Source organism: Nocardiopsis oceani (assembly GCF_054777395.1).
In genome coordinates, this window is record NZ_BAAHAR010000028.1 from 40,184 (window position 1) to 59,069 (window position 18,886).

Below are 18,886 nucleotides of genomic sequence, written 5' to 3' on the forward strand. Positions count from 1 at the left end.
GGCACAAGCATAAGGGTAACGTTTGTTACCTTTATTGGATGCGCACTCTTCCCGTCTGGCTCCTTGCCCTCGCCCTGGCGGCCTTCGCCGTGCAGACCGACGACTTCATCGTCATCGGGGTCCTCCCGGCGATCGCTTCGGACACAGGGGTCTCCGAATCGGTCGCCGGCCAGCTGGTCACCGTCTACTCGCTGGTCTACGCGTGCACCGCCCCGCTCTGGGCGGTCCTCCTCGCCCGGCTGCCGCTGCGGCGCGTTCTCCTGGCGGCCTTGGCCGTGTTCATCCCCGCCAACCTGGTGGTCCCGTGGGTGAACGACTTCCCCCTCCTGGTGGGGTTGCGGGTGATCGCCGCGCTGTCCGCCGCCGTCGTGCTCCCCGCAGCCCTGGCCGCGGCCACCACCCGGGCGCCGGAGGAGCGCAGGGGACGCTACCTGGCCACGGTGATGACCGGATTGACCGGTGCGGTCCTGCTGGGCGTGCCCGCCGGGACGTGGATCGGTGCCGCCTTCGGCTGGCAGGCCACGTTCGTCTCCTGCGGCCTGCTCGGCGTGCTCGCGCTGGTCTTGGTGGCCCGCTCCCTACCGCGAACGGAGCAGGAACGAACGGGTCACGGGGACGGGGGCGCTGCCGCGGTCCCCGAGCGGCCGGGAACCGTGCTGCGCCCCCTGCTCGACCCCGCCGTCCTGGGCCTGTTGGCGGTCACCGTCCTGGTGGTCGCGGGCAACCTGGCCTTCCAGACCTATCTGGCGCCCTTCCTCGCCGCGCTGTCCGGGGTGGCGCCGCACCAGTTGGCCGCCCTGCTGGTGGCCTCGGGGGTCGGCGGTGTGGCGGGCACCCAGTACGCGGGGCGCCTGGTCGACCGGGTCGGTGCCCGGTGCGCCTTCGGGCTGGCCTGCGGGGCCTTCTGCGCGACGATGGCCGCCTTCGCGCTCCTCTGGCAGACCGGGCCGGTGCCGATCGGGGTGGCCGCCGTGCTCCTCGTGTGCTGGTCGACGGCGGCGTGGGCGGTGCCGACCACGGTCCAGGCGCTGACTCTGGAGCGGGTCGGGCAGCGGGCAGCAGCCCAGGCGATGGCGGTGCTCAGCAGCTCCGTGTACGTGGGTGCGGCGCTCGGCGGGGTGGCCGGCGGCCTCGCCATGGCCGTCAGCGCCGGACTGGTCCCGGTGGCCGCGGCCCTGTCGGCCGCTTCCGGCCTGGTCCTGGCCCTGGCGGTCACCAGGGGTCGACGTGCCGGGTCGGCCCATCGTGGCGGGGCGCGGGCCCGGCCCCCTCGGCGAGGGCGGCGGTGATCCACCGCCGGGTGTCGGCGGGGTCGATCACGTCGTCCAGCTCGAACACGGCGGCGGCGTTGGTGGCCTTGCCGCGCCGGTAGGCCTCGGCGAGGATCGCGTCGAAGGCGGCGGCGCGCTCATCGGTGTCCGCGATCGCCTCCAGTTCGCGGCGGAAGCCCAGCCGGACCGCGCCCTCTAGGCCCATCGGGCCGACCTCGCCGGTGGGCCAGGCCAGGGTGGCCGCGGGCGCCCGGAAGTGGCCGCCCGCCATGGCCTGTGCGCCCAGCCCGTAACCCTTGCGCAGCACCACGGTGACCAGGGGAACGCGCAGCTGGGAACCGATGACGAACAGCCGGGAGAAGTGCCGGACGGTGGCCGTGCGCTCGGAGTCCGGGCCGACCATGAACCCCGGGGTGTCGCACAGCGAGACCACCGGGAGCCCGTGGGCGTCGCACAGCTGCAGGAAACGGGCGGTCTTGTCGGCGCCGTCGGCATCGATGGCACCGCCCAGGTGGGCGGGGTCGTTGGCGATCAGGCCCATGGGGCGCCCCTCGACCCGGACGAGCGCGGTGACCGTGCCCGGGCCGAAGCGGCGACGCAGTTCCAGGACGGACCCGGTGTCGGCGAGCGTGTGGATCGCGCGGCGCACGTCGTAGACCCGCAGCCGGTTCTCCGGGACGGCGTGGCGGAGCGGTCGCTGGTCGCCTGCCTCCCAGTCATCGACGGGGCCCTGGAAGTAGGAGAGGTAGGCGCGGGCGGCGCGCACGGCCGCAGCGTCGTCCTCGACCAGCAGGTCGATGACCCCGTTGGGTTCCTGGACACCGACCGGGCCGACCTCCTCGGGCCGGTAAGTGCCCAGGCCGCCGCCCTCGATCATCGCCGGACCGCCCATACCTATGGTGGCGTCGGGGGTGGCGATGACGACGTCGCAGCAGCCCAGGAGGGCGGCGTTGCCCGCGAAGCAGCGGCCCGACGCCACCCCGACTGTGGGCACGTGTCCGCTGAGACGGCCCATGGCGGAGAACGTGGTGACGTCCAGTGAGGAGGCGGAGTTCGGGTTGATGTCGCCGGGACGGCCGCCGCCGCCTTCGGCGAACAGGACGACCGGCAGCCGTCGGCGGTGCGCCGCCTCCAGCATGCGGTCGGTTTTGCGGTGGTTGATGACTCCCTGGGTCCCGGCCAGCACCGTGTAGTCGTACGACATGACGACGCAGTCGGCGGCGTCGAAGCGGTCCGCGTTGACCCGGCCCACCCCGGTCACCATGCCGTCGGCGGGGGTGCCGACGGCCAGGTCCTCCTCGGAACGGCGGCCGTGCTGGGCGGCGACGGCGAGCGCACCGTACTCGGTGAATCCGCCCGCCCCGCACAGGTCGGCGATGTTCTCCCGGGCGGTGCGGCGGTCCAGGCGGCGCCGTTTGGCCACGGCGTCGGGGCGGCGCTCGTCGGCGCCGAGGGCGTGGCGTTCGAGGACGTCGGCGAGGTCGGGGCGGATGTGGTCGGGGTCGACCCCCTCCTCCACCGGGTCGGCCTGCGCTTCGGCGCCGTCCGGAGCGAATCCCACGAGCGGTTCGCCCTCGGCGACGGCGGCCCCGACGGCGGTGCGGAACGCGCCGACCGTTCCGGAAACGGGGGCGGCCAGGACGTGCTCCATCTTCATCGCCTGCAGAACGAGCAGCGGTGTTCCGGCCCGCACCCGGTCGCCGGGTGCCGCCTCGACGGACACGACGGTCGCGGCGAAGGGCGCGGCCAGGTGGTCGGCGGCGGGATCCCGGCCATCGGCCGCGCCGTGCACCGTCCCGTCCGCGGAGTCGCGCGCTGCCCCGACCTCGGAACGGAGTTCGGCGCGGTGGTCGTCCACGAAGGCGGTGGTGGCTCTGCCGGACCGGAAGACCGGGTGGCGCAGGACCGCGCGCAGGAAGGCGGTGTTGGTCTCCGCCCCGGCCACCGTGAATTCGGCCAGGGCGCGGTCGGCGAGGTCGGCGGCGGCGTTCAGCCCGCCGCGCGGGGCGTGCGCGACCACCTTGGCCAGCAGCGGATCGAAGCCGTCCGCGGCGCTGTGCCCGACCGCGCCGTGGGTGTCCACCCTGATTCCCGGACCGGTGGGCGGCGCGAAGGCGGTCAGCGTCCCGGAGGTGGGCAGCGCCGAGCCGTCTGGACCGGTGGCCTCCAGGTTGACCCGGGCCTGGACGGCGCAGCCGCGCGGAGCGGGGACGGAGTCCTGGCCGAGGTCCTGGTCGGCGAGGGTGCGGCCCAGGGCGACCCCGATCTGGGCGGCGACCAGGTCGACGCCGGTGACCTCCTCGGTGACGGTGTGCTCCACCTGCAGGCGCGGGTTGGCCTCGATGAAGTGGAAGGCGGGGGCGCCCTCCTCTGTGGAGGAGACGGCCGGGGCGGAGGCGGCCGGGGCGTCCTCGACCAGGAACTCGACGGTGCACAGACCGGAGTAGGAGACCCTCCGGGCCAGGGCCAGGGCGGCGTCGATCAAGCGGGTGCGCAGCCCGTCGGGCAGGCCTGGCGCGGGAGCGGTCTCGACCAGCTTCTGGTGGCGGCGCTGGACGCTGCACCCGCGCTCCCACAGGTGCGTCACGGCGCCGGTTCCGTCCCCGATCACCTGCACTTCGACGTGATGGGCCCGCTCCAGCAGTTGCTCGACGTAGAGGTCGCCGCGGCCCAGCGCGGTCTCGGCCTCCGAACGGCAGCGCTCGTAGGCGAAGGCGAGGTCTTCTGGGTCCGTGACCGCGCGCATGCCGCGCCCGCCGCCGCCCGCCAGCGCCTTGACCATGACCGCCCCGCCGGGCCCGAGCTCCTCCAGGAAGGTGTGGGCCTTCGCCAAGGAAGTGGGGCCGGTGGTGCCGGGCAGGACGGGGACGCCGAGGCTCTCGGCCAGGGCACGGGCGCGCGCCTTGTCGCCGAACAGGTCGAGGGTGTCGGGGGAGGGGCCGACGAAGACCAGGCCGGACCCGGCGCACAGCGCGGCGAAGCCGGCGTCCTCGCTGAGGAACCCGTAACCGGGGTGGACCAGCCCGCACCCGGTCTCCTGGGCGACGGCGACGAGGCGCTCGGCGTCCAGGTAGGCGGCCGGTCCCGAGGCCCCGAGCGGCCGGGCCTCGTCGGCGAGGCGGACGTGGGTGGCTTCGGCGTCCTCGGCGGAGTACACGGCGACGGTGCGCAGGCCCAGTGACGCGGCGGCGCGGAGCACCCGCACGGCGACCTCGCCCCGGTTGGCGACGAGCAGGCGGGACGGTTCGGACACGGGGATTCCTTCCTCGACCGGCGGGGTGACCCGAGTCTGCACCCGCGTTGACACTGATGTCAACGATCGGGGTTCTGGGATACTCGGCCGCATGCAGAAGAAGGAGTGGGCGACCCGCGTCAAGTACGACCGAGCCGACAGCGCCACCCGGGCCGCACTGCTCACGGCGGCGCGGAGGGTGTTCGAGCGGAGCGGCTACGCGCGCACCACCATCGCGCACATCACCGCCGAGGCGGGGGTCGGCCGGGCCACCTTCTACGTCTACTTCGCCTCCAAGGAGGAGGTCTTCGCGGTCCTGGCCGAGCTGGTCCGGGACCGCTTCCTGGCCAGCCAGGAGCTCGACGGTATCGACGCCGACGACCCCCACGCGGTGGCCGCGGCGACCATCACCGCCTTTCTGGACGCCTACACCGAACACCTCGCGTTCATCACGGTGCTGCAGCACCAGTCGCTCGCCGACCCGGCGATGGGGGCCCTGTGGGAGGAGATCCACGGGCTGCCGCGGCACCGGTCCGCGCGCTACACCCGGCGCCTCGTCGAACGGGGGATGGCGGTCCCGGCGGCCCCGCCGGAGGCGGTCGCCCAAGCGGCCGGGGGCATGGTCGCCGCGTTCGCCGACGGGCTGGCCGCCGCACCGGAGGACCGCGACCGGGCGGCCCGGGAGCTGACGGCGATGTACGTCCGCCTGCTGGGCCTGCCCGAGAAACGGGACCGCGGGAGCTGAGCGGGTCAGGTGCGTGCGAAGGCGTCCACTCCGGTGAGCTCGGCGGACCAGGCCCACAGCCGTGCGGCCTGTTCGGGGTCCGCGGCGTGGGCGGCGATCCCGCCCTCGCCCAGGTCCGGGTCGGCCTTCTCGGGGAGCTCGGCGATGTCGCAGTTCTCGCAGTACAGGCCGCCCATGCCCGTGAGCTGGGGCGAGGTGGCCGCCCACACCTGGGTGGCGGCGCCCTGCTCGGGCGTCTTGAAGGTGGGGTTGATCGCCTGGCCCGTCTCATCGATCCACCCGGCCTCGACCATCTCCTCCTTGGCCAGGTGCCGCTGCAACGGTGTGAGGATCGCTCCGGGGTGCAGGGAGAAGGCGCGCACCCCGCGCTCACGGCCGAGCCGGTCCAGGTGCACGGCGAAGAGGACGTTCGCGGTCTTGGCCTGCCCGTAGGCCTCCCAGCGGTCGTAGCCCCGGGTGAACCACGGGTCGTCCCAGCGGATGCCCGAGCCGTGGTGCCCTCCCGAGGACACCGACACCACCCGCGCGCCGTCGGCGATCTTGGGCCAGAGCCGGTTGACGAGGGCGAAGTGCCCCAGGTGGTTGACGGCGAACTGCGCTTCCCAACCGGGGCCGACTTCAGTGTGCGGGCAGGCCATGATCCCGGCGTTGTTGATCAGCAGGTCGATCCGGTCGTGCGGAAAGGTGTCCGCGAAGGCCCGCACACTCTCCAGGTCCGCCAGGTCCAGCTCGGCGACCTCTGTACCCGGGATTCCCGTGAGTGCCTCCCTCGCCTGTTCGGGCCTGCGCGCAGGGACGACCACGCGGGCACCCGCCCCCGCGAGGGCCCGTGTGGTCTCCAGTCCGATACCGGAGTATCCGCCGGTCACCAGCGCGATCCTGTCCGTGAGGTCGATGCCTTCGAGCACCTCGGCCGCGGTGCTACGCATCCCGAAGCCGGAACCGATCTTGCTCTGTTTCGTGGTCATGCGGCTCACGCTAGGGCGTGGAGTGCGCTCCAGGTCAAGAACGCGGCCGGCCCTGTCGGGGCCGCCCCGCCGAAGTTGGTGCGCGCCCCCGGGCCGCCGTCCACGCGGCCCGGGGGCGCAGGGCACTCAGGAACCGGTGGGCTTGATGTCCTCGTTGGTGGCCAGCGCACCGCGCTCCAACTGGTCCAGCAGGCTTCCGCCGGACTTCGGGACGGACTGGGCGGCGATCGCCTTCCCGTACCGGATCCGGGTGAAGGTCTCGGGTAGGCGCTTCTCCAGCCGCCGGTAGGCGATCCTGCCCAGCAGCCAGGCGGCCAGTAGTCCGTTGGCGGCGGCCGCCGGCACCGCCAGCCACGGCATGCCCTGGATCCCCGCCCACACGGCGACCGCGACGGTCGGGGCCGAGAGCAGCGGGACGGCCACGAGCGAGGTCCACACCTGGACCTGGTTGTCCCCCGTATCGTTCGCGTCCACCCGCTTGTGCGGGTCCACACCCGGGGTCACCGCCACCACGGACAACAGGGCCGACAGTCCGTTGGTCACCCCGGCGAACACCACCAGTCCCGCCACCACGAACGGCACCGACCAGTACTCTCCGGTGGCGACCACCGCCGCCGTACTCAGCAGCGCAGCCGCCGGGGTGATGAGCAGCGCGATCGCGATCTGCCTGCCCCGCACGTCGGCCCGGAGCGTGTCCCGGTCCTGGCCGACCACGGTCAGCCACAGGGCACTGCCGTCGTGCCCGTACATGTTCCCGCTCCCCATGCCCATGATGAGCACGGCCAGCACACCCGCGAACGGGGCGATCTGCGGCAGGTAGCTGATCAGCCCGAGAACGCCGATGAACAGCCCCGCGTACAGGGCCGAGCGCAGTTCCAGGCCGCGCCACGGATCACGCAGCCAGTGCCGCAGCTCCTTGGCGACCACCGCGCCCAGGGGGGTGTCCGGCAGGAACGAGCGCCCGCCGTCGAACACGCGCGAACCGAGCGGCCGCGACCGCCTCCGTACACCGCGGGAGGCCACACTCGGCGCCAGCAGCCGCACGGTGACCAGAGCCGTGACCAGGGTGAGCGCGGCGAACGCGCCGAGCCAGCCGAAGGCCTCACCCCAAGCCCCCGCGGCGGCCGCGTCCACCGCCAGTACCGGCCAGGAGGTCGGGATCCCCGCCAGCACGGTCGCCGCCGTACCCTCCAACCCGAACTCGGTCAGGCTCCGTGCCGCCGCGATGGCGGGCTGGATCGCCACCCAGCCGAAGAACATCGCGGCCACGAGCAGGCCCCACTGCACCGACGCGATCTCCATGCCGATCCGGCTGTGCATGGCCGCACCCAGCGCCCGGAAAGCCAAGCGGGACAGCGACACCATGAAGACCACCAGCATCAGCATGCCGAGCAGTCCCAGGAACATCACGGCCGGATCCACGGCCCACGCGTGCCACGCCACCGTCGCCATCGCCACCAGGGTCAACGGCGCACCCGCACCGACGAACATCGTCACCAGCAGGCCGGAACCCACCTTGCCCCGGTCCAGCGGCAGGAGGGTGAAGTACTGCGAGCGCAGCACCCCCACCCCGTTGGTGATGACCGGGCCGAGCAGCCAAGCCGCGCCCCACACCGCGAACACGAGCATGAGCAGGGTGGACCGGACCTCGCTGGAGACGGCCGCCAGCGCCAGATACCAAGTCAGAGCGGTCCCCCCGACGAGGAGGGCGACCGTGAACCACCGGCTGCCGCCGCCCGTGTGCCGCCCCAGCGCGAACTTGAGCCGGATCAGGAGTTCAACCACGTCAGGTCCTCCTCGCTGACCTCTCGGGCCCCGACCAGCCGCACGAACGTGTCCTCAAGGGTGGCGTCGGCGCCCCGCACCTGGTCGAGCGTGCCGTCCGCCATCACACGGCCCTCAGCGATGATCGCCACCCGGTCGGTGAGCTGCTCCACCAGGGCCATCACGTGGCTCGAGATGACCACGGCGCCGCCGCCGTCGGTGAACCGGCGCAGGATCGCGGTCAGTACCCGCGCCGACACCGGGTCCACCGCCTCGTACGGCTCGTCCAGGACCAGCACCTCCGGAGCGTGCAGGAGCGCCGTGGCAAGGCCGATCTTCTTGCGCATACCGGTCGAGTACTCCGCGACGAGTACGCCGTCCCGTTCCGCGCCGTCCAGCTCGAGGACCTTGAGGAGTTCCCCGGCGCGCGTGCGGGTCACCTCGCGGCCCAGCCCGCGCAGCCGCCCCCAGTAGTCGAGCAGCTCCCCACCGGTGAGGCGTTCCGGCAGCGACAGGCCGTCCGGCAGCACACCCATCCGACGTTTGGCCCCCACCGGGTCCCGCCACACGTCCACGCCCAGCACCCGGGCGGTCCCGGAGTCGGGGCGCAGCAGGCCTACCGCCATCGACAGCGACGTGGTCTTGCCCGCACCGTTGGGGCCGACGAGTCCCAGCATCGCGCCGCGCGGCACGGACAGGCTCACGCCGTCGGCGGCCCGGGTCTCGTTGAAGGTCTTGGTCAGCCCGTCCAACTCCAGCGCTGGTACGTCGGCCACTGGTGTGTCGGACGCGGGCACGTCGGTGTTCGTCATACCCGCCATCCTCCGATGACCCGTGCCGCGCGCGCATCGGCCACACGGACACGGCCGCGGGCCATGTGGCCAGGGCAGTGCCGTCCGCCCTGGCCGCGTGGTCGAGGCGCCGGGACGGGCCGCCGATCTAGGCTGGAACGGTCCGGCGACACCGAACGGGGAGGGCACATGGAGTCGAGGCGCTGCAGCCGCCGCGACCTGGGCGTGGACACCCTCCTGATCGCGTTCGCGGCGGTGTGGGGTCTGATGAGCTTCACCGGGTACGCCAACGACATCCACCCGGCCGATCGGGTCCCCGACTGGGTCCTGTTGCTGGACCTGGCCTGCCTCCCGCCGGCCTGCGCCGCCCTGTGGTGGCGGCGCCGTTACCCGCTGGGCGTGGCGCTCGGTGTCGTCCTGGTCTCCTCGTTCTCCACGTCGGTGATCGGTGTGCTGATGGTGGCCTTGGTCGGGCTGGCGGTCTACCGGCCGTTGCCCCAGTCGGGCGGTATGGCCCTGCTGGCCATGGTCCTGTCCCTGCCGTGGGTGGCGCTGGTGCCGGTCGGCACAGTCGACTCCCTCTTCACCATGGTCTCGATCGTGCTGCTGCTGAGCGCTCTGGTGGCCTGGGGCGCCGCGATCCGTTCCCGGCGCAGCCTGGTCGACCGGTTGCGGGAGGACGTGCGACGCGAACGTCGGCTGCACGAGGAACGCCTGGCCGCCGCCCGGTTGGCCGAACGCCGCCGGATCGCGCGCGAGATGCACGACGTCGTCGCCCACCGCATGTCCCTGCTGTCCGTGCACGCCGGGGCGCTGGCCTACCGGACGGAGCGGGCCGAGAGCGGCGAGGCCGCGCCGCTGGAGTCGGCGGAGGTGGGTTCGGCGGTGCGGGTGATCCGCGACAACGCCCACCGGGCCCTGGACGAGCTCGGCGACATCCTCTCCGTGCTGCGCGCCGAGGACCTCGCCCCGGAGGACGAGGACGAGGCGGCGCCCCAGCCGCGGTTGGCCGATGTTCCCCGTCTGGTGGCTGAGGCAGCGGAGGCGGGGGAGCGGGTGGCCTACACCTCGGACCTGGCCGAGGACGCCGAACCCCGTGAGCAGGTACAGCGCACCGCGTACCGGGTGGTGCAGGAGGGGCTGACCAACAGTAGGAAGCACGCCCCGGGTGCCAAGGTCGCGGTCACGGTGAGCGGAGCCCCGGGCCGCGGCCTGGTGGTCGTGGTGAGCAACGTGCTGCCGGTCGGACGGGCCGCGCGGGAGGTCCCCGGCGCGGGGGCCGGGCTGGCCGGGCTGGCCGAGCGCGTGCACCTGGACGGGGGACACCTGAGGCACGGCCCGGCGCGCGGCCGTTTCCAGCTGACCGCGGTGCTGCCCTGGCCGGAAGGACAGGAGTCGGGCACGCCCGGGGACGACCGTCGGAAGGTGTCATAGTGGTGGCCGTGAACGCTCCGATCCGGGTCCTTTTGGTGGACGACGATGCCCTGGTCCGCGCCGGACTGCAGCTGATGCTCTCCGGTGACGGCGACATCGACGTCGTGGGCGGGGTGGACGACGGTGCGGGGGTGGCCGCGGCGGTGGCCGAGCACCGGCCGGACGTGGTCCTGATGGACGTGCGGATGCCCGGGGTCGACGGGATCGCGGCCACCGAGGGGCTCCGTTCGGCGGGCTCCGGGCCGCAGGTCATCGTGCTCACCACCTTCGACGCCGACGCCACCGTGGTCCGGGCCCTGCGTGCGGGCGCCGCCGGTTACCTGCTGAAGCACACCGACCCGGCGAGGATCGTCGAGGCGGTGCGCCGGGCCGCGGCGGGGGAGCCGGTGCTGTCGCCCAGCGTGGCGCGCACCCTCATGGACCGCGCGGCCGGTGACGACCCAGGGGAGACCTCCGGGGTGCCCACGCGGCGCGAGCGTGCCCGGGCCCGGCTGGCGCTGCTCTCCGACCGGGAACGCGACGTGGCTGAGGCGGTGACGGCGGGGCTGTCCAACGTGGAGATCGCCGAGCGCCTGTACATGTCCATGGGCACGGTCAAGGCACACGTGTCCAGCGCCCTCACCAAACTGGACCTGTCGGGCCGGATCCAGCTGGCGCTCCTCACCCACGACGCCCAGACCCCGGAGGACTGAGCGCCGACGGGTTTTCCCGAGGGCCGGGTGAGCCCGTGTCCGGGACCGGTCCCACCGCCGCCCGCGAGGGCCAACCAGGCCGCAAACCTGTTGCCCCGGGCACATGGAGGGGCCAGGGTGTGCGCATGCCAACCCTCACCGCACCTGACGGAACCGCGCTCGCCCACCACGTGACGGGGTCGGGAGATCCCCTGCTCTGCCTGCCCGGCGGGGCCATGCGGGCCAGCGCCTACCTCGGCGATCTCGGTGGGCTGTCGGCCCACCGCAGACTGGTCCGGCTCGACCTGCGCGGCACCGGTGACTCCGGTGTCCCGGAAGACCCCGCCACCTATCGCTGTGACCGGCAAGTCGACGATGTCGAGGTCCTGCGCCAGCACCTCGGGCTGGAGCAGGTGGACCTTCTGGCGCACTCCGCGGGCGGCGACCTCGCCCTGCTCTACGCGGGCCGTTACCCGGGACGCGTACGCAGTCTCACCTTGGTGTCAGCCCGTGCCCGAGCCCTGGGCATCGACTTCACCGAAGAACACCGCAGAGAAGCGGTGGCACTGAGATCGGATGAGCCCTGGTTCGCTCATGCCCGCGCCGCCTACGAATCCATTTGGGCTGGTCGCGCCACCCGGTTCGACTGGGACGCGGTGGCCCCGTTCGCCTACGGGCGTTGGGACGCGGTCGCCAAGGCGGACCATGCGGCCAACGCCGAACAGATCAACGTGACGGCGGCACGCGCCTACGCGGGCACCGGAGCCTTCGATCCGCAAGCGACCCGTGCCGCCGTGGCCGAGTGGGACGCACGGGTACTGGTGGTGGCGGGGGAACTGGACGGAGGGCCGACGCCCCGCGTCGGTGCAGAGATCGCGGGGCTGTTCCCCCGAAGCGAGCTGTTCGTCCAACCTGGCGCTGGTCACTTCCCCTGGCTCGACGGCCCTCAGCGCTTCGCGGAGACGGTCGCGGCCTTCCTGGCTCGTGAGCGCTAGGCCGAAACGGGCCTTCCCGCTACGATTCGCGCAGCCCTGACGGTGGACCAGCGGCCGCGAACCCGCCTTGGCGGCCCGCACGGTGAAGTCGCGTACCAGCCGGGGCGAGGGCGCGGGGAGAGTGTTCGTTCTCCGTGAAGCAGGGCATCGAACCGCGCAGGCTCCGTGCACGACCATGGTCATCGGACTGAACACCGAGATCACCAGGGCGTAGGCGGCCAGCTCGGATGCCGGTGTTGCCCAGGACCGCCGTCGTGACCGCGCTCCCGGTAAGCGTCGACAGCATCGACAGGTAGAAAGGCAAGGCCTTGCCCGCGATCTGGCGGGCGATCATCCCCGAGTGTTTCGGAAGGTCAGAGGGCTCGGTGGTGGCTAGGGGCGCCGAGGTGGGTCCAGTACTCGATGACAAGAGGGGATGACTCCTCGGGTGGTACGTGTTTCCCGGGGACGGGAACGTAGCATCCTATTCGATACTGTGTTCGATGACGAGGAGGCTCTGATGGCTGGAAATCGCGTGGTCTGGGCGAAGAAGCTCCCGCAGGTCTACAAGAAGCTCGACGAGATCGATCTCATCGTGGCCGACCATTTGGACGTCGGACTGTTGGAACTGGTCAAACTCCGTTCCTCTGTCCTCAACGGCTGCGCGTTCTGCGTGGACCTGCACACCCAGAAGGCCCTCAAAGAGGGGGAGTCCCAGCAGCGGCTCTTCCTGGTCTCCACCTGGCACGAGGCCGGGGAGCGCTTCACCGCGAGGGAGCGGGCCGCGCTCGCCCTGACCGACGAGATGACCCAACTGGGCGGGCACGGGGTCTCCGACGAGGCCTACGACGAGGTGGCCGAGCACTTCGACGAGACCGAGATCGCCGCCCTGATGTCCGCGATCTCCATGATCAACCTCTACAACCGCCTCGCGGTCACCAGCCAGCTGCACCCCAAGGAGCGCTAGCGGGCAGCCGGGGACCTGGCCGCGCGGGTGCCGGTGCCGAACGCGTGGGCGGCGGTCAGCAGCGCGGTCAGGTCGTCGCGGGCGGAGGGGTCGGTCAGCACCTGGGGTACCACCGTTCTCAGGCCGCCCGGGGCGAGGGTGGCGAGCGCCCGGCGGGCCGCTGGTGCCGGGTCGACGAGGGCGGAGCTGGGGAGCGGGGCCCACGCGGCCAGGGCGGCGGCGGTCAGCCACAGCTCGTGCGGCAGTCCGTAACCGAGGATCCCCTCCAGCCGCTGCCCGGCCTCCGTGTCCAACCAGGTATCCAGCTCACGGACCAGTAGGGCGTGCGGAACCCCCGTGCGCTCCAGCTCCGCGCGCAGGTGTCCGCGGTGGCCGGTGTGCCTGCGCCGGTCCGGGTCCCAGCAGGCCGCTGAGGACCGGGCCCTGCGCCAGCTCACGAAGGGCACCAGTTCCGGAGCCCGCAGCACCCGGGTGGAGGGTGCGGGGTCCGATGCCTCGCGGAGCAGGACCGAGCGGCGCACTCCCATCCGGTGGCCGTTGCCGACCAGGCTCAGGTCGCCGTCGTGCTCCACCAGGTTGGGCACGGTGACCAGGGCCGAGCGCCCGGTGCGCTCGAGAAAGCGGGCCACGGCCTCGTCGTCGGGTTCGTCCTCCTGTCCCTCATGGGTCACGGTGGAGACCAGCTCACGGGCGACCTCGGCGGGCAGTAGAAAACCGACCGTGGCCACGTACTGGTCCACGCAGTCGGCCAGCCCGTACCCGCCCAGGGCCGCCCAGCGGGCCATCGTGGCCGTGGCCGAACCCCACTCGCAGAACAGGCTCAGCGGGGCCTCCGGCCGGGCGGCCACCAGCGCGGTCAGCGCCTCGACCATGCCGGGCCGGGGCTCGGCGTCGTCCTGCAGGAGCAGGTGGTGCGTGGCCCAGTCAGGTACGGCCGACCAGGCGGCGAGGGAGGTCCGCAGCGTGGACGGGGACCCGTCCGGGGCGGGGTCGGCGACCACGGCCGGTGAGAGTTCGGGCAGGGTGTCGGCCAGCCGCCGGGCGGCCTCGGCACGGCGCGGGTGGGTCATCACCGCGCACGAGATCCTGACGTTCGCGTTCACGGGGTGGTCCGCGCTCACAGCGCCTCCTTCGGGGCGGGGCAGTGCTCGGCCCCGAACTCCAGGGCGGCCAGGGCCAGCTCGACCACCTCGCGCCGGTGCTCCGCCAGCTTCTCGGTGGAGACCCGGGTGCGCAGGGCACCCGGCACCAGGGAGGCCAGTACCCCTTCCACCGAAGCCTCGCCCAGCCGCGCGCGCAAGCCGCCGACCACGCCGGGCCAACGGCCCTCCAGCACGGCACCGTTGGCCACCGCCGTATGCCAGACCGAGGTCAGGTGTGGCTCCGGTACCAGCGCGCCCAAGGGGCCCGCACCGGCCTGCGCGGCCAGGGCGGCGGCCAACCCCGCCTCCGTGGCGCCCCACGAGGCCAGCGCCTCAGCGAGGGGCACGTGCGCCTCGGGAACATCGTCCGTCAGATCGACCAGGACCGCCTGTCCCGTGGTCCAGTTGAGGTGGGGCAGTGGTCGCGGCGGTTCCAGGACCGCGGCCTCGATGGTGGCCACCGGCCCTGGGGCGAAGTACACCGAGCGCCGGGCCCCGTGCCCGGAGTTGCCCACCAGGCTGGGCAGGTCCTCGTGCTCCACCGGGTTGGGTACCGCCACCAGGGACGCCGCGCCTGCGCGCCGCACGAAGCGCAGCACCGCCCGGTCGTCGGGCTCGCCGTCCGCCGCCTCGCGCTCCAGGAACCGGCCGAGTTCCGCGGACAGTTCCGAGGGCAGGGCCAGGGCCACCGTGGGCACGTAGGGGTTGACCACCGGTACCGCCCCGGCTCCGGTGAACACCGCCCAGCGGGCCAGCGTGGCGGTCCGCGAACCCCACTCGACGAAGAACGACACGGCCGCCTCCGGGTGGGCCGCCAGGTACCGGTCCACGGTTCCGGCGAACCCGTCGGCCAGGCGCGCGTCGTCCTGGAGGACCAGGTGGTGGGTGGTGTCGTACCGGGCGGTCTCCCCGAAGGCCACCCTCGCTCCGCGCAGGGCGGTCGGCGGGCCGTCGGGCCGTGGGTCGAGGGCGACTCCGCTCCGTGGGAGGCCGGTGCTGGCTGCGACCTTCCGAGCGGACGCCGCTCGGGAGGGGTGGGTCATCACGGACGCGGACACAGTGGTGCTGTGGTGGTGCTGGGGGTGGGCCATACCTCTGAGTCTAGGCACTGTCGCGCTTCGGGAACGGTTGTCCACAGGGGGTTTCCGCCGCCCGTGCACCGGCGCGGGGCAGCCCGTGTCCGAGAGTGCCCCGGGCCGACGCACTGCTGGTGCTGGACCGGTCAGCCGGAATCGGTCAGTTGGTGGGCTGCTGGCGCTGGCCGCCCTGCTCGGGTGACGCGGTGGGGCGCGGTGCTGACTTGGGCTTCTCGTGCGCGGCCTTGTACCCGGCCCGGTAGGCGGACTCGCTGGGCCCTTCCCGCCGGTCGTCGCCGATCGCGGAGGGCCAACCCGCGGTGAGGCCGTAGATGACCAGGATGTCGATGGCGATGACCACCACCGACCACAGCGGCATGGCGATCAGGAAGGCCAACTGGGCCAGGGCGTTCAACGAGGCGAGGACGATACCGAAGGCGCGTGCCCAGGTGCTGCCGGACAGGACCGCGAGTCCGGCGACGACCATCACCACACCCCACAGGCCGAGCAGGACGCCCCAGGCCTCGTATTCGAGGACCAGCATCTGCGCTTCGGCGGCCAGGTAGAACTCGGGGGTGAACATCGCCGCGAGGCCCTGGATGATGTTGATGGCACCGATGACGATGAGCAGCGTAGCGACGAAGTACTGCCAACCGTTGGGCTGCGTCCGCATGGGTCTTCCTTACCGGCCGTCCGGCGGACCGATGGGTCCGGTGGGCACGGCCCCTCGGGTGTCGTGTGCGGGCGGGTCCGAACGCCGCTCCTACATGATCGGGGACCCCCGGTAAGGGCCAAGGAACAGGTTCTCCCCGATCCGGCAAACTCCCCAGGCGTGCTTGTGACCCTCCCTTGGGGTGCGGCAGCGAGCGCGGCCGCGACTTCCGTTGCGACGAAGAAGCCGGAAGAACGTATTTACGTAACAACGTATAGACCTGTACGCTGGTGCCGTGTCAGAACGAACCATGGAAGAACGCCTCGCCGCGCTGGAAGCCCGTGTCGCCGAGCTGGAGCAGCGTGCCGAGGAAGGTGGAACCGCGTCCGCCGAGGCGGCTTACACACAGCGCTTCTTCGCCCTGGAGGCGCTCAGGGAGCGAGCCCTCGAGGGCGGTGAGGTGGTCTACGCCGGGATCGCCCAGACCGGGGCCGGCCCGGTCGAGTGGCAGTACGGTGCGTCCGTCGCCGAGATGGGCGGCCAGGACTGGTCGCTGATGGCCGGAAACCTCGACGCGCTGGGCAACCCCGTCCGGCTCAGCATCCTCAGCGCGGTCTGGTCCGGGGTCGACACCGTCGCCCAGCTCAAGGAGCGCGCGGAGTTCGGCACCACCGGCCAGATCTACCACCACGTCAACCTGCTGGCCTCCGCGGGATGGCTCAACACCCGCAAGCGGGGGCACTACGTCATCCCCACGGAACGGGTGATCCCCCTGCTGGTGATCCTCACCGCCGCACGGGGTTCCTGACCACGGGAGAGAAGAGGACGCCGTGCGGACCAGAATCCGGTCCCGAATCATCGCCGCGACCACCGCCGCCGCAGTCCTGGCCACGGGGTTCGCGGTTCGACCGCAGCCCCCGACCCTGTCCGCGGAGACCACCGGCGACCCCGGACTGATCGAACGGGCCGCCCCGCTCCTCGAAGCGGACCCGCGGGCCACCGCCGCCGTCGTGGAGGTCGGCGGCGACCAGACCCGGGGCGCCTACTTCGGAGCGGACGGGGAGACCGCCTACGAGATCGGCTCGATCTCCAAGGCCATGACCGGTCTCCTCCTGGCTGACGCCGTTGAGCGCGGGGAGGTCACCGAGGACACCGAACTCGGTTCCCTCCTGGAGCTGGGGGACGCCCCCGCGGCCTCCGTCACCCTCGCCGAACTCTCCAGCCACCGCTCCGGCCTGCCCAACATGCCACCCGGCCTGCTGAGCACGGCCAGAACGCTCGTGGAGGGGATGCGCGGACACGACTACTTCACGGCCGACCTGGAAACCCTGCAGGAGCAGGCCGCGGAGGCCGACCTCACGGACCGGGGCGAGTACGAGTACTCGAACTTCGGTACCGCCCTGCTGGGGCAGGCCCTGGCCACCGCCGCCGGGACCGACTACGAGACCCTGCTCCGGGAACGGCTCCTCGAACCCCTGGGGTTGGCGGACACCGCGTTCGCCGCAACCGACGCCGACATCCCCGAGGCCGCCGCCACCGGGTACGGGCGGTTCGGGCGTCCGGTCCCCTCGGAAGCCGACCCCACCGAGGCCGGGATGAGCGGGGTGTACTCCACGGGCGGGGACATGGGCCGGTTCGCGCACGCGCTCCTGGACGGGGAGGCTCCCGGGACCGGTGCCATGGAACCGCGCTGGGAGACCGGGTCCGACGAGGTCGGGCTGGGATGGATGGTCACCGATCACGACGGGACCGAGGTGACCTGGCACAACGGCATGACCAACGGGTTCTCCGCCATGCTGGCCCTCGACCGGGAGGCCGACCGGGCGGTCATCGTCCTGGCGGACAGCCAGGTGTCGGTGGACCAGATCGCCTTGGACCTTCTGGAGGAAGCGTGATCGACATCTGGACCGGCCTGGCGATCTGGGCCGTCATGACCGTGATGCTCGTGGTCGCCGCCGGAGGCCTGGTGCGCGCCGCTCGGAGCGAGGGCGGAAAACACGCGCTCCTCGACCGCTGGGACGTCGTGGCCCGTTCCGCCAGCCTGCTCCTTGTCACGGCTGTCACTCTGTTGCTCATGGTGTGGACGGTCGTCCCGCCCGCCCTGTGGTTCGTCAACGCGGCCGCGAGCGCGGTGGGCCTGGCCGCCGTCGCCGCCCGCTGGCCGGACCTGCCCTGGCGGGCGGACGACGAAAAGGCACGCGCACGCGTCGGCTCCGCCCTGTTCAACTCGGCCCTGACCGTCGGCGCCGTCCTCTTCCTGACGGTCTGACCCGCGTGGCGGCGGCCTTCACTGGCCGGTGAGGCCTGTCGTGGCCACGCTGCGGACGATGTGCCGCTGGAACAGCAGGAACACGATGACCATCGGCGCCGCGGCGACCATCGACGAGGCCAGCTGTGCGGCGTAGAAGGTCCCGTAGGAGTCCAGGATGTTGGGGATGCCCACGGGCAGCGTCATCAGCGCCGGATCCGTCGTGACGATGAAGGGCCACAGGAAGTTGTTCCAGGCCGAGATGAACACGAAGATCGCCGAGGCCGCGAGGATGGGCCGGGACAGCGGCAGGATGACCGTCGTGAACAGCCGCCAGTACGAGGCCCCGTCGATCCGCGCCGCCTCGTCCAGTTCGCGCGGTACGGCGTCGAAGAAGCGCTTGAGGATGAACACGATGATCGGCATCACCAGCTGCGGCAGGATCACCGCAGCGTAGGTGTCGACCAGGTCCAGCGCCACCATCTGCTGGAACAGCGGCACGATGAGCAGCTGCGGCGGTACCACGATCGCGGCGACGGTGAAGAACATCAGCGCCGTGCGGCCGCGGAACGCCATGCGGGACATCGCGAAGGCCGCCGGTGCCGCCACCGCGAGGGTGAAGACCGTGACCAGCACGGCGATGAGCAGGCTGTTGAACATCCACACCTGGACGTTGCCCGCGGCGAAGAGGTCGCGGTACTGCTCGAGGGTGAACCCCGACTCGGGGAGCAGGGTCAGCGGGAGCGCGATCGCGTCCTGCTCGGACTGGAACGAGGTGATCAGCGACCACAGCATGGGCAGCAGCCACAGGGCCGCCAGGAGGACCAGCACGGTGATGGCGGCGATCCTCGGTCCGAGCCCGCCGCCCAGGACCAGGTCGCGCTGCCTGGCGCGTTCGCGGGAGCGCTCGGCCCGTCGGCCCGAACGGGTGGTGGGGGTTTCCACTGTCAT

17 protein-coding genes are annotated in these 18,886 nt (G+C 72.3%); 9 read left to right on the forward strand and 8 right to left on the reverse strand.

Annotated features, from left to right (window positions below; all coding sequences use genetic code 11):
* The first annotated feature begins 38 nt into the window (after positions 1–38).
* Positions 39–1,289 (forward strand): MFS transporter, encoded by a 1,251-nt coding sequence (locus ACYVDG_RS17780; protein WP_460753693.1) that lies wholly within the window; start codon positions 39–41, stop codon positions 1,287–1,289.
* Here ACYVDG_RS17780 and ACYVDG_RS17785 read toward each other — a convergent pair.
* Positions 1,213–4,524, reverse strand: a complete 3,312-nt coding sequence (locus tag ACYVDG_RS17785) for an acetyl-CoA carboxylase family protein (RefSeq protein WP_460753696.1) — start codon at positions 4,522–4,524, stop codon at positions 1,213–1,215. The genes ACYVDG_RS17780 and ACYVDG_RS17785 overlap by 77 nt on opposite strands.
* Positions 4,525–4,615: 91 nt before the next feature.
* Here ACYVDG_RS17785 and ACYVDG_RS17790 point away from each other — a divergent pair, with 91 nt between their 5' ends.
* Positions 4,616–5,248, forward strand: coding sequence for a TetR/AcrR family transcriptional regulator (locus ACYVDG_RS17790; RefSeq protein WP_460753699.1), 633 nt, complete (start codon positions 4,616–4,618; stop codon positions 5,246–5,248).
* A gap of 5 nt (positions 5,249–5,253) precedes the next feature.
* On the opposite strand, the gene ACYVDG_RS17795 is transcribed toward ACYVDG_RS17790, so the two are convergent.
* From ACYVDG_RS17795 to ACYVDG_RS17805, 3 genes are all read right to left on the reverse strand, one after another.
* Positions 5,254–6,216, reverse strand: a complete 963-nt coding sequence (locus tag ACYVDG_RS17795; RefSeq protein WP_460753702.1) for an SDR family NAD(P)-dependent oxidoreductase — start codon at positions 6,214–6,216, stop codon at positions 5,254–5,256.
* 126 nt (positions 6,217–6,342) lie between these two features.
* Positions 6,343–8,001, reverse strand: coding sequence for a hypothetical protein (locus tag ACYVDG_RS17800; protein WP_460753706.1), 1,659 nt, complete (start codon positions 7,999–8,001; stop codon positions 6,343–6,345).
* The gene (locus tag ACYVDG_RS17805) at positions 7,986–8,792 is read right to left on the reverse strand and encodes an ABC transporter ATP-binding protein (protein ID WP_460753710.1); all 807 of its coding nucleotides are present in this window, start codon (positions 8,790–8,792) and stop codon (positions 7,986–7,988) included. The genes ACYVDG_RS17800 and ACYVDG_RS17805 overlap by 16 nt, the downstream gene beginning before the upstream one ends.
* 168 nt (positions 8,793–8,960) lie before the next feature.
* On the opposite strand from ACYVDG_RS17805, the gene ACYVDG_RS17810 reads away from it, so the two are divergent.
* The 4 genes from ACYVDG_RS17810 to ACYVDG_RS17825 all read left to right on the forward strand — a co-directional run bounded on the left by ACYVDG_RS17810 (position 8,961) and on the right by ACYVDG_RS17825 (position 12,817).
* A complete protein-coding gene (locus tag ACYVDG_RS17810) occupies positions 8,961–10,205 on the forward strand; it encodes a sensor histidine kinase (protein WP_460753714.1) in 1,245 nt (414 codons plus the stop codon).
* Positions 10,205–10,897 (forward strand): response regulator, encoded by a 693-nt coding sequence (locus ACYVDG_RS17815; protein WP_460753717.1) that lies wholly within the window; start codon positions 10,205–10,207, stop codon positions 10,895–10,897. Before ACYVDG_RS17810 ends, ACYVDG_RS17815 begins: the two co-directional genes overlap by 1 nt.
* Before the next feature lie 125 nt (positions 10,898–11,022).
* Positions 11,023–11,871 (forward strand): alpha/beta fold hydrolase, encoded by an 849-nt coding sequence (locus ACYVDG_RS17820; RefSeq protein WP_460753721.1) that lies wholly within the window; start codon positions 11,023–11,025, stop codon positions 11,869–11,871.
* Positions 11,872–12,370: 499 nt separating this feature from the next.
* Positions 12,371–12,817 carry a carboxymuconolactone decarboxylase family protein gene (locus ACYVDG_RS17825; protein WP_460753725.1) on the forward strand — a complete coding sequence of 149 codons (447 nt, stop codon included), beginning with the start codon at positions 12,371–12,373 and terminating at the stop codon, positions 12,815–12,817.
* On the opposite strand, the gene ACYVDG_RS17830 is transcribed toward ACYVDG_RS17825, so the two are convergent.
* From ACYVDG_RS17830 to ACYVDG_RS17840, 3 genes are all read right to left on the reverse strand, one after another.
* Entirely contained in the window at positions 12,814–13,938 is a 1,125-nt protein-coding gene (locus tag ACYVDG_RS17830) for a hypothetical protein (protein WP_460753729.1), read from the reverse strand. The genes ACYVDG_RS17825 and ACYVDG_RS17830 overlap by 4 nt on opposite strands.
* Complete coding sequence (locus ACYVDG_RS17835; protein WP_460753733.1) at positions 13,935–15,050, reverse strand: hypothetical protein; 1,116 nt, start codon at positions 15,048–15,050, stop codon at positions 13,935–13,937. Before ACYVDG_RS17835 ends, ACYVDG_RS17830 begins: the two co-directional genes overlap by 4 nt.
* 145 nt (positions 15,051–15,195) lie before the next feature.
* The gene (locus ACYVDG_RS17840) at positions 15,196–15,708 is read right to left on the reverse strand and encodes a DUF7144 family membrane protein (protein WP_460753737.1); all 513 of its coding nucleotides are present in this window, start codon (positions 15,706–15,708) and stop codon (positions 15,196–15,198) included.
* A 274-nt stretch (positions 15,709–15,982) separates the two neighbouring features.
* On the opposite strand from ACYVDG_RS17840, the gene ACYVDG_RS17845 reads away from it, so the two are divergent.
* From ACYVDG_RS17845 to ACYVDG_RS17855, 3 genes are read left to right on the forward strand one after another with little or no spacing between them, the layout of a single operon-like run.
* Positions 15,983–16,495: an ArsR family transcriptional regulator gene (locus ACYVDG_RS17845; RefSeq protein ID WP_460753742.1), complete on the forward strand. Its 513-nt coding sequence runs from the start codon at positions 15,983–15,985 to the stop codon at positions 16,493–16,495.
* A 22-nt stretch (positions 16,496–16,517) separates the two neighbouring features.
* A complete protein-coding gene (locus ACYVDG_RS17850) occupies positions 16,518–17,582 on the forward strand; it encodes a serine hydrolase domain-containing protein (RefSeq protein ID WP_460753746.1) in 1,065 nt (354 codons plus the stop codon).
* The gene (locus ACYVDG_RS17855) at positions 17,579–17,956 is read left to right on the forward strand and encodes a hypothetical protein (protein WP_460753749.1); all 378 of its coding nucleotides are present in this window, start codon (positions 17,579–17,581) and stop codon (positions 17,954–17,956) included. Before ACYVDG_RS17850 ends, ACYVDG_RS17855 begins: the two co-directional genes overlap by 4 nt.
* An 18-nt stretch (positions 17,957–17,974) precedes the next feature.
* On the opposite strand, the gene ACYVDG_RS17860 is transcribed toward ACYVDG_RS17855, so the two are convergent.
* Positions 17,975–18,886 (reverse strand): carbohydrate ABC transporter permease, encoded by a 912-nt coding sequence (locus ACYVDG_RS17860; RefSeq protein WP_460753751.1) that lies wholly within the window; start codon positions 18,884–18,886, stop codon positions 17,975–17,977.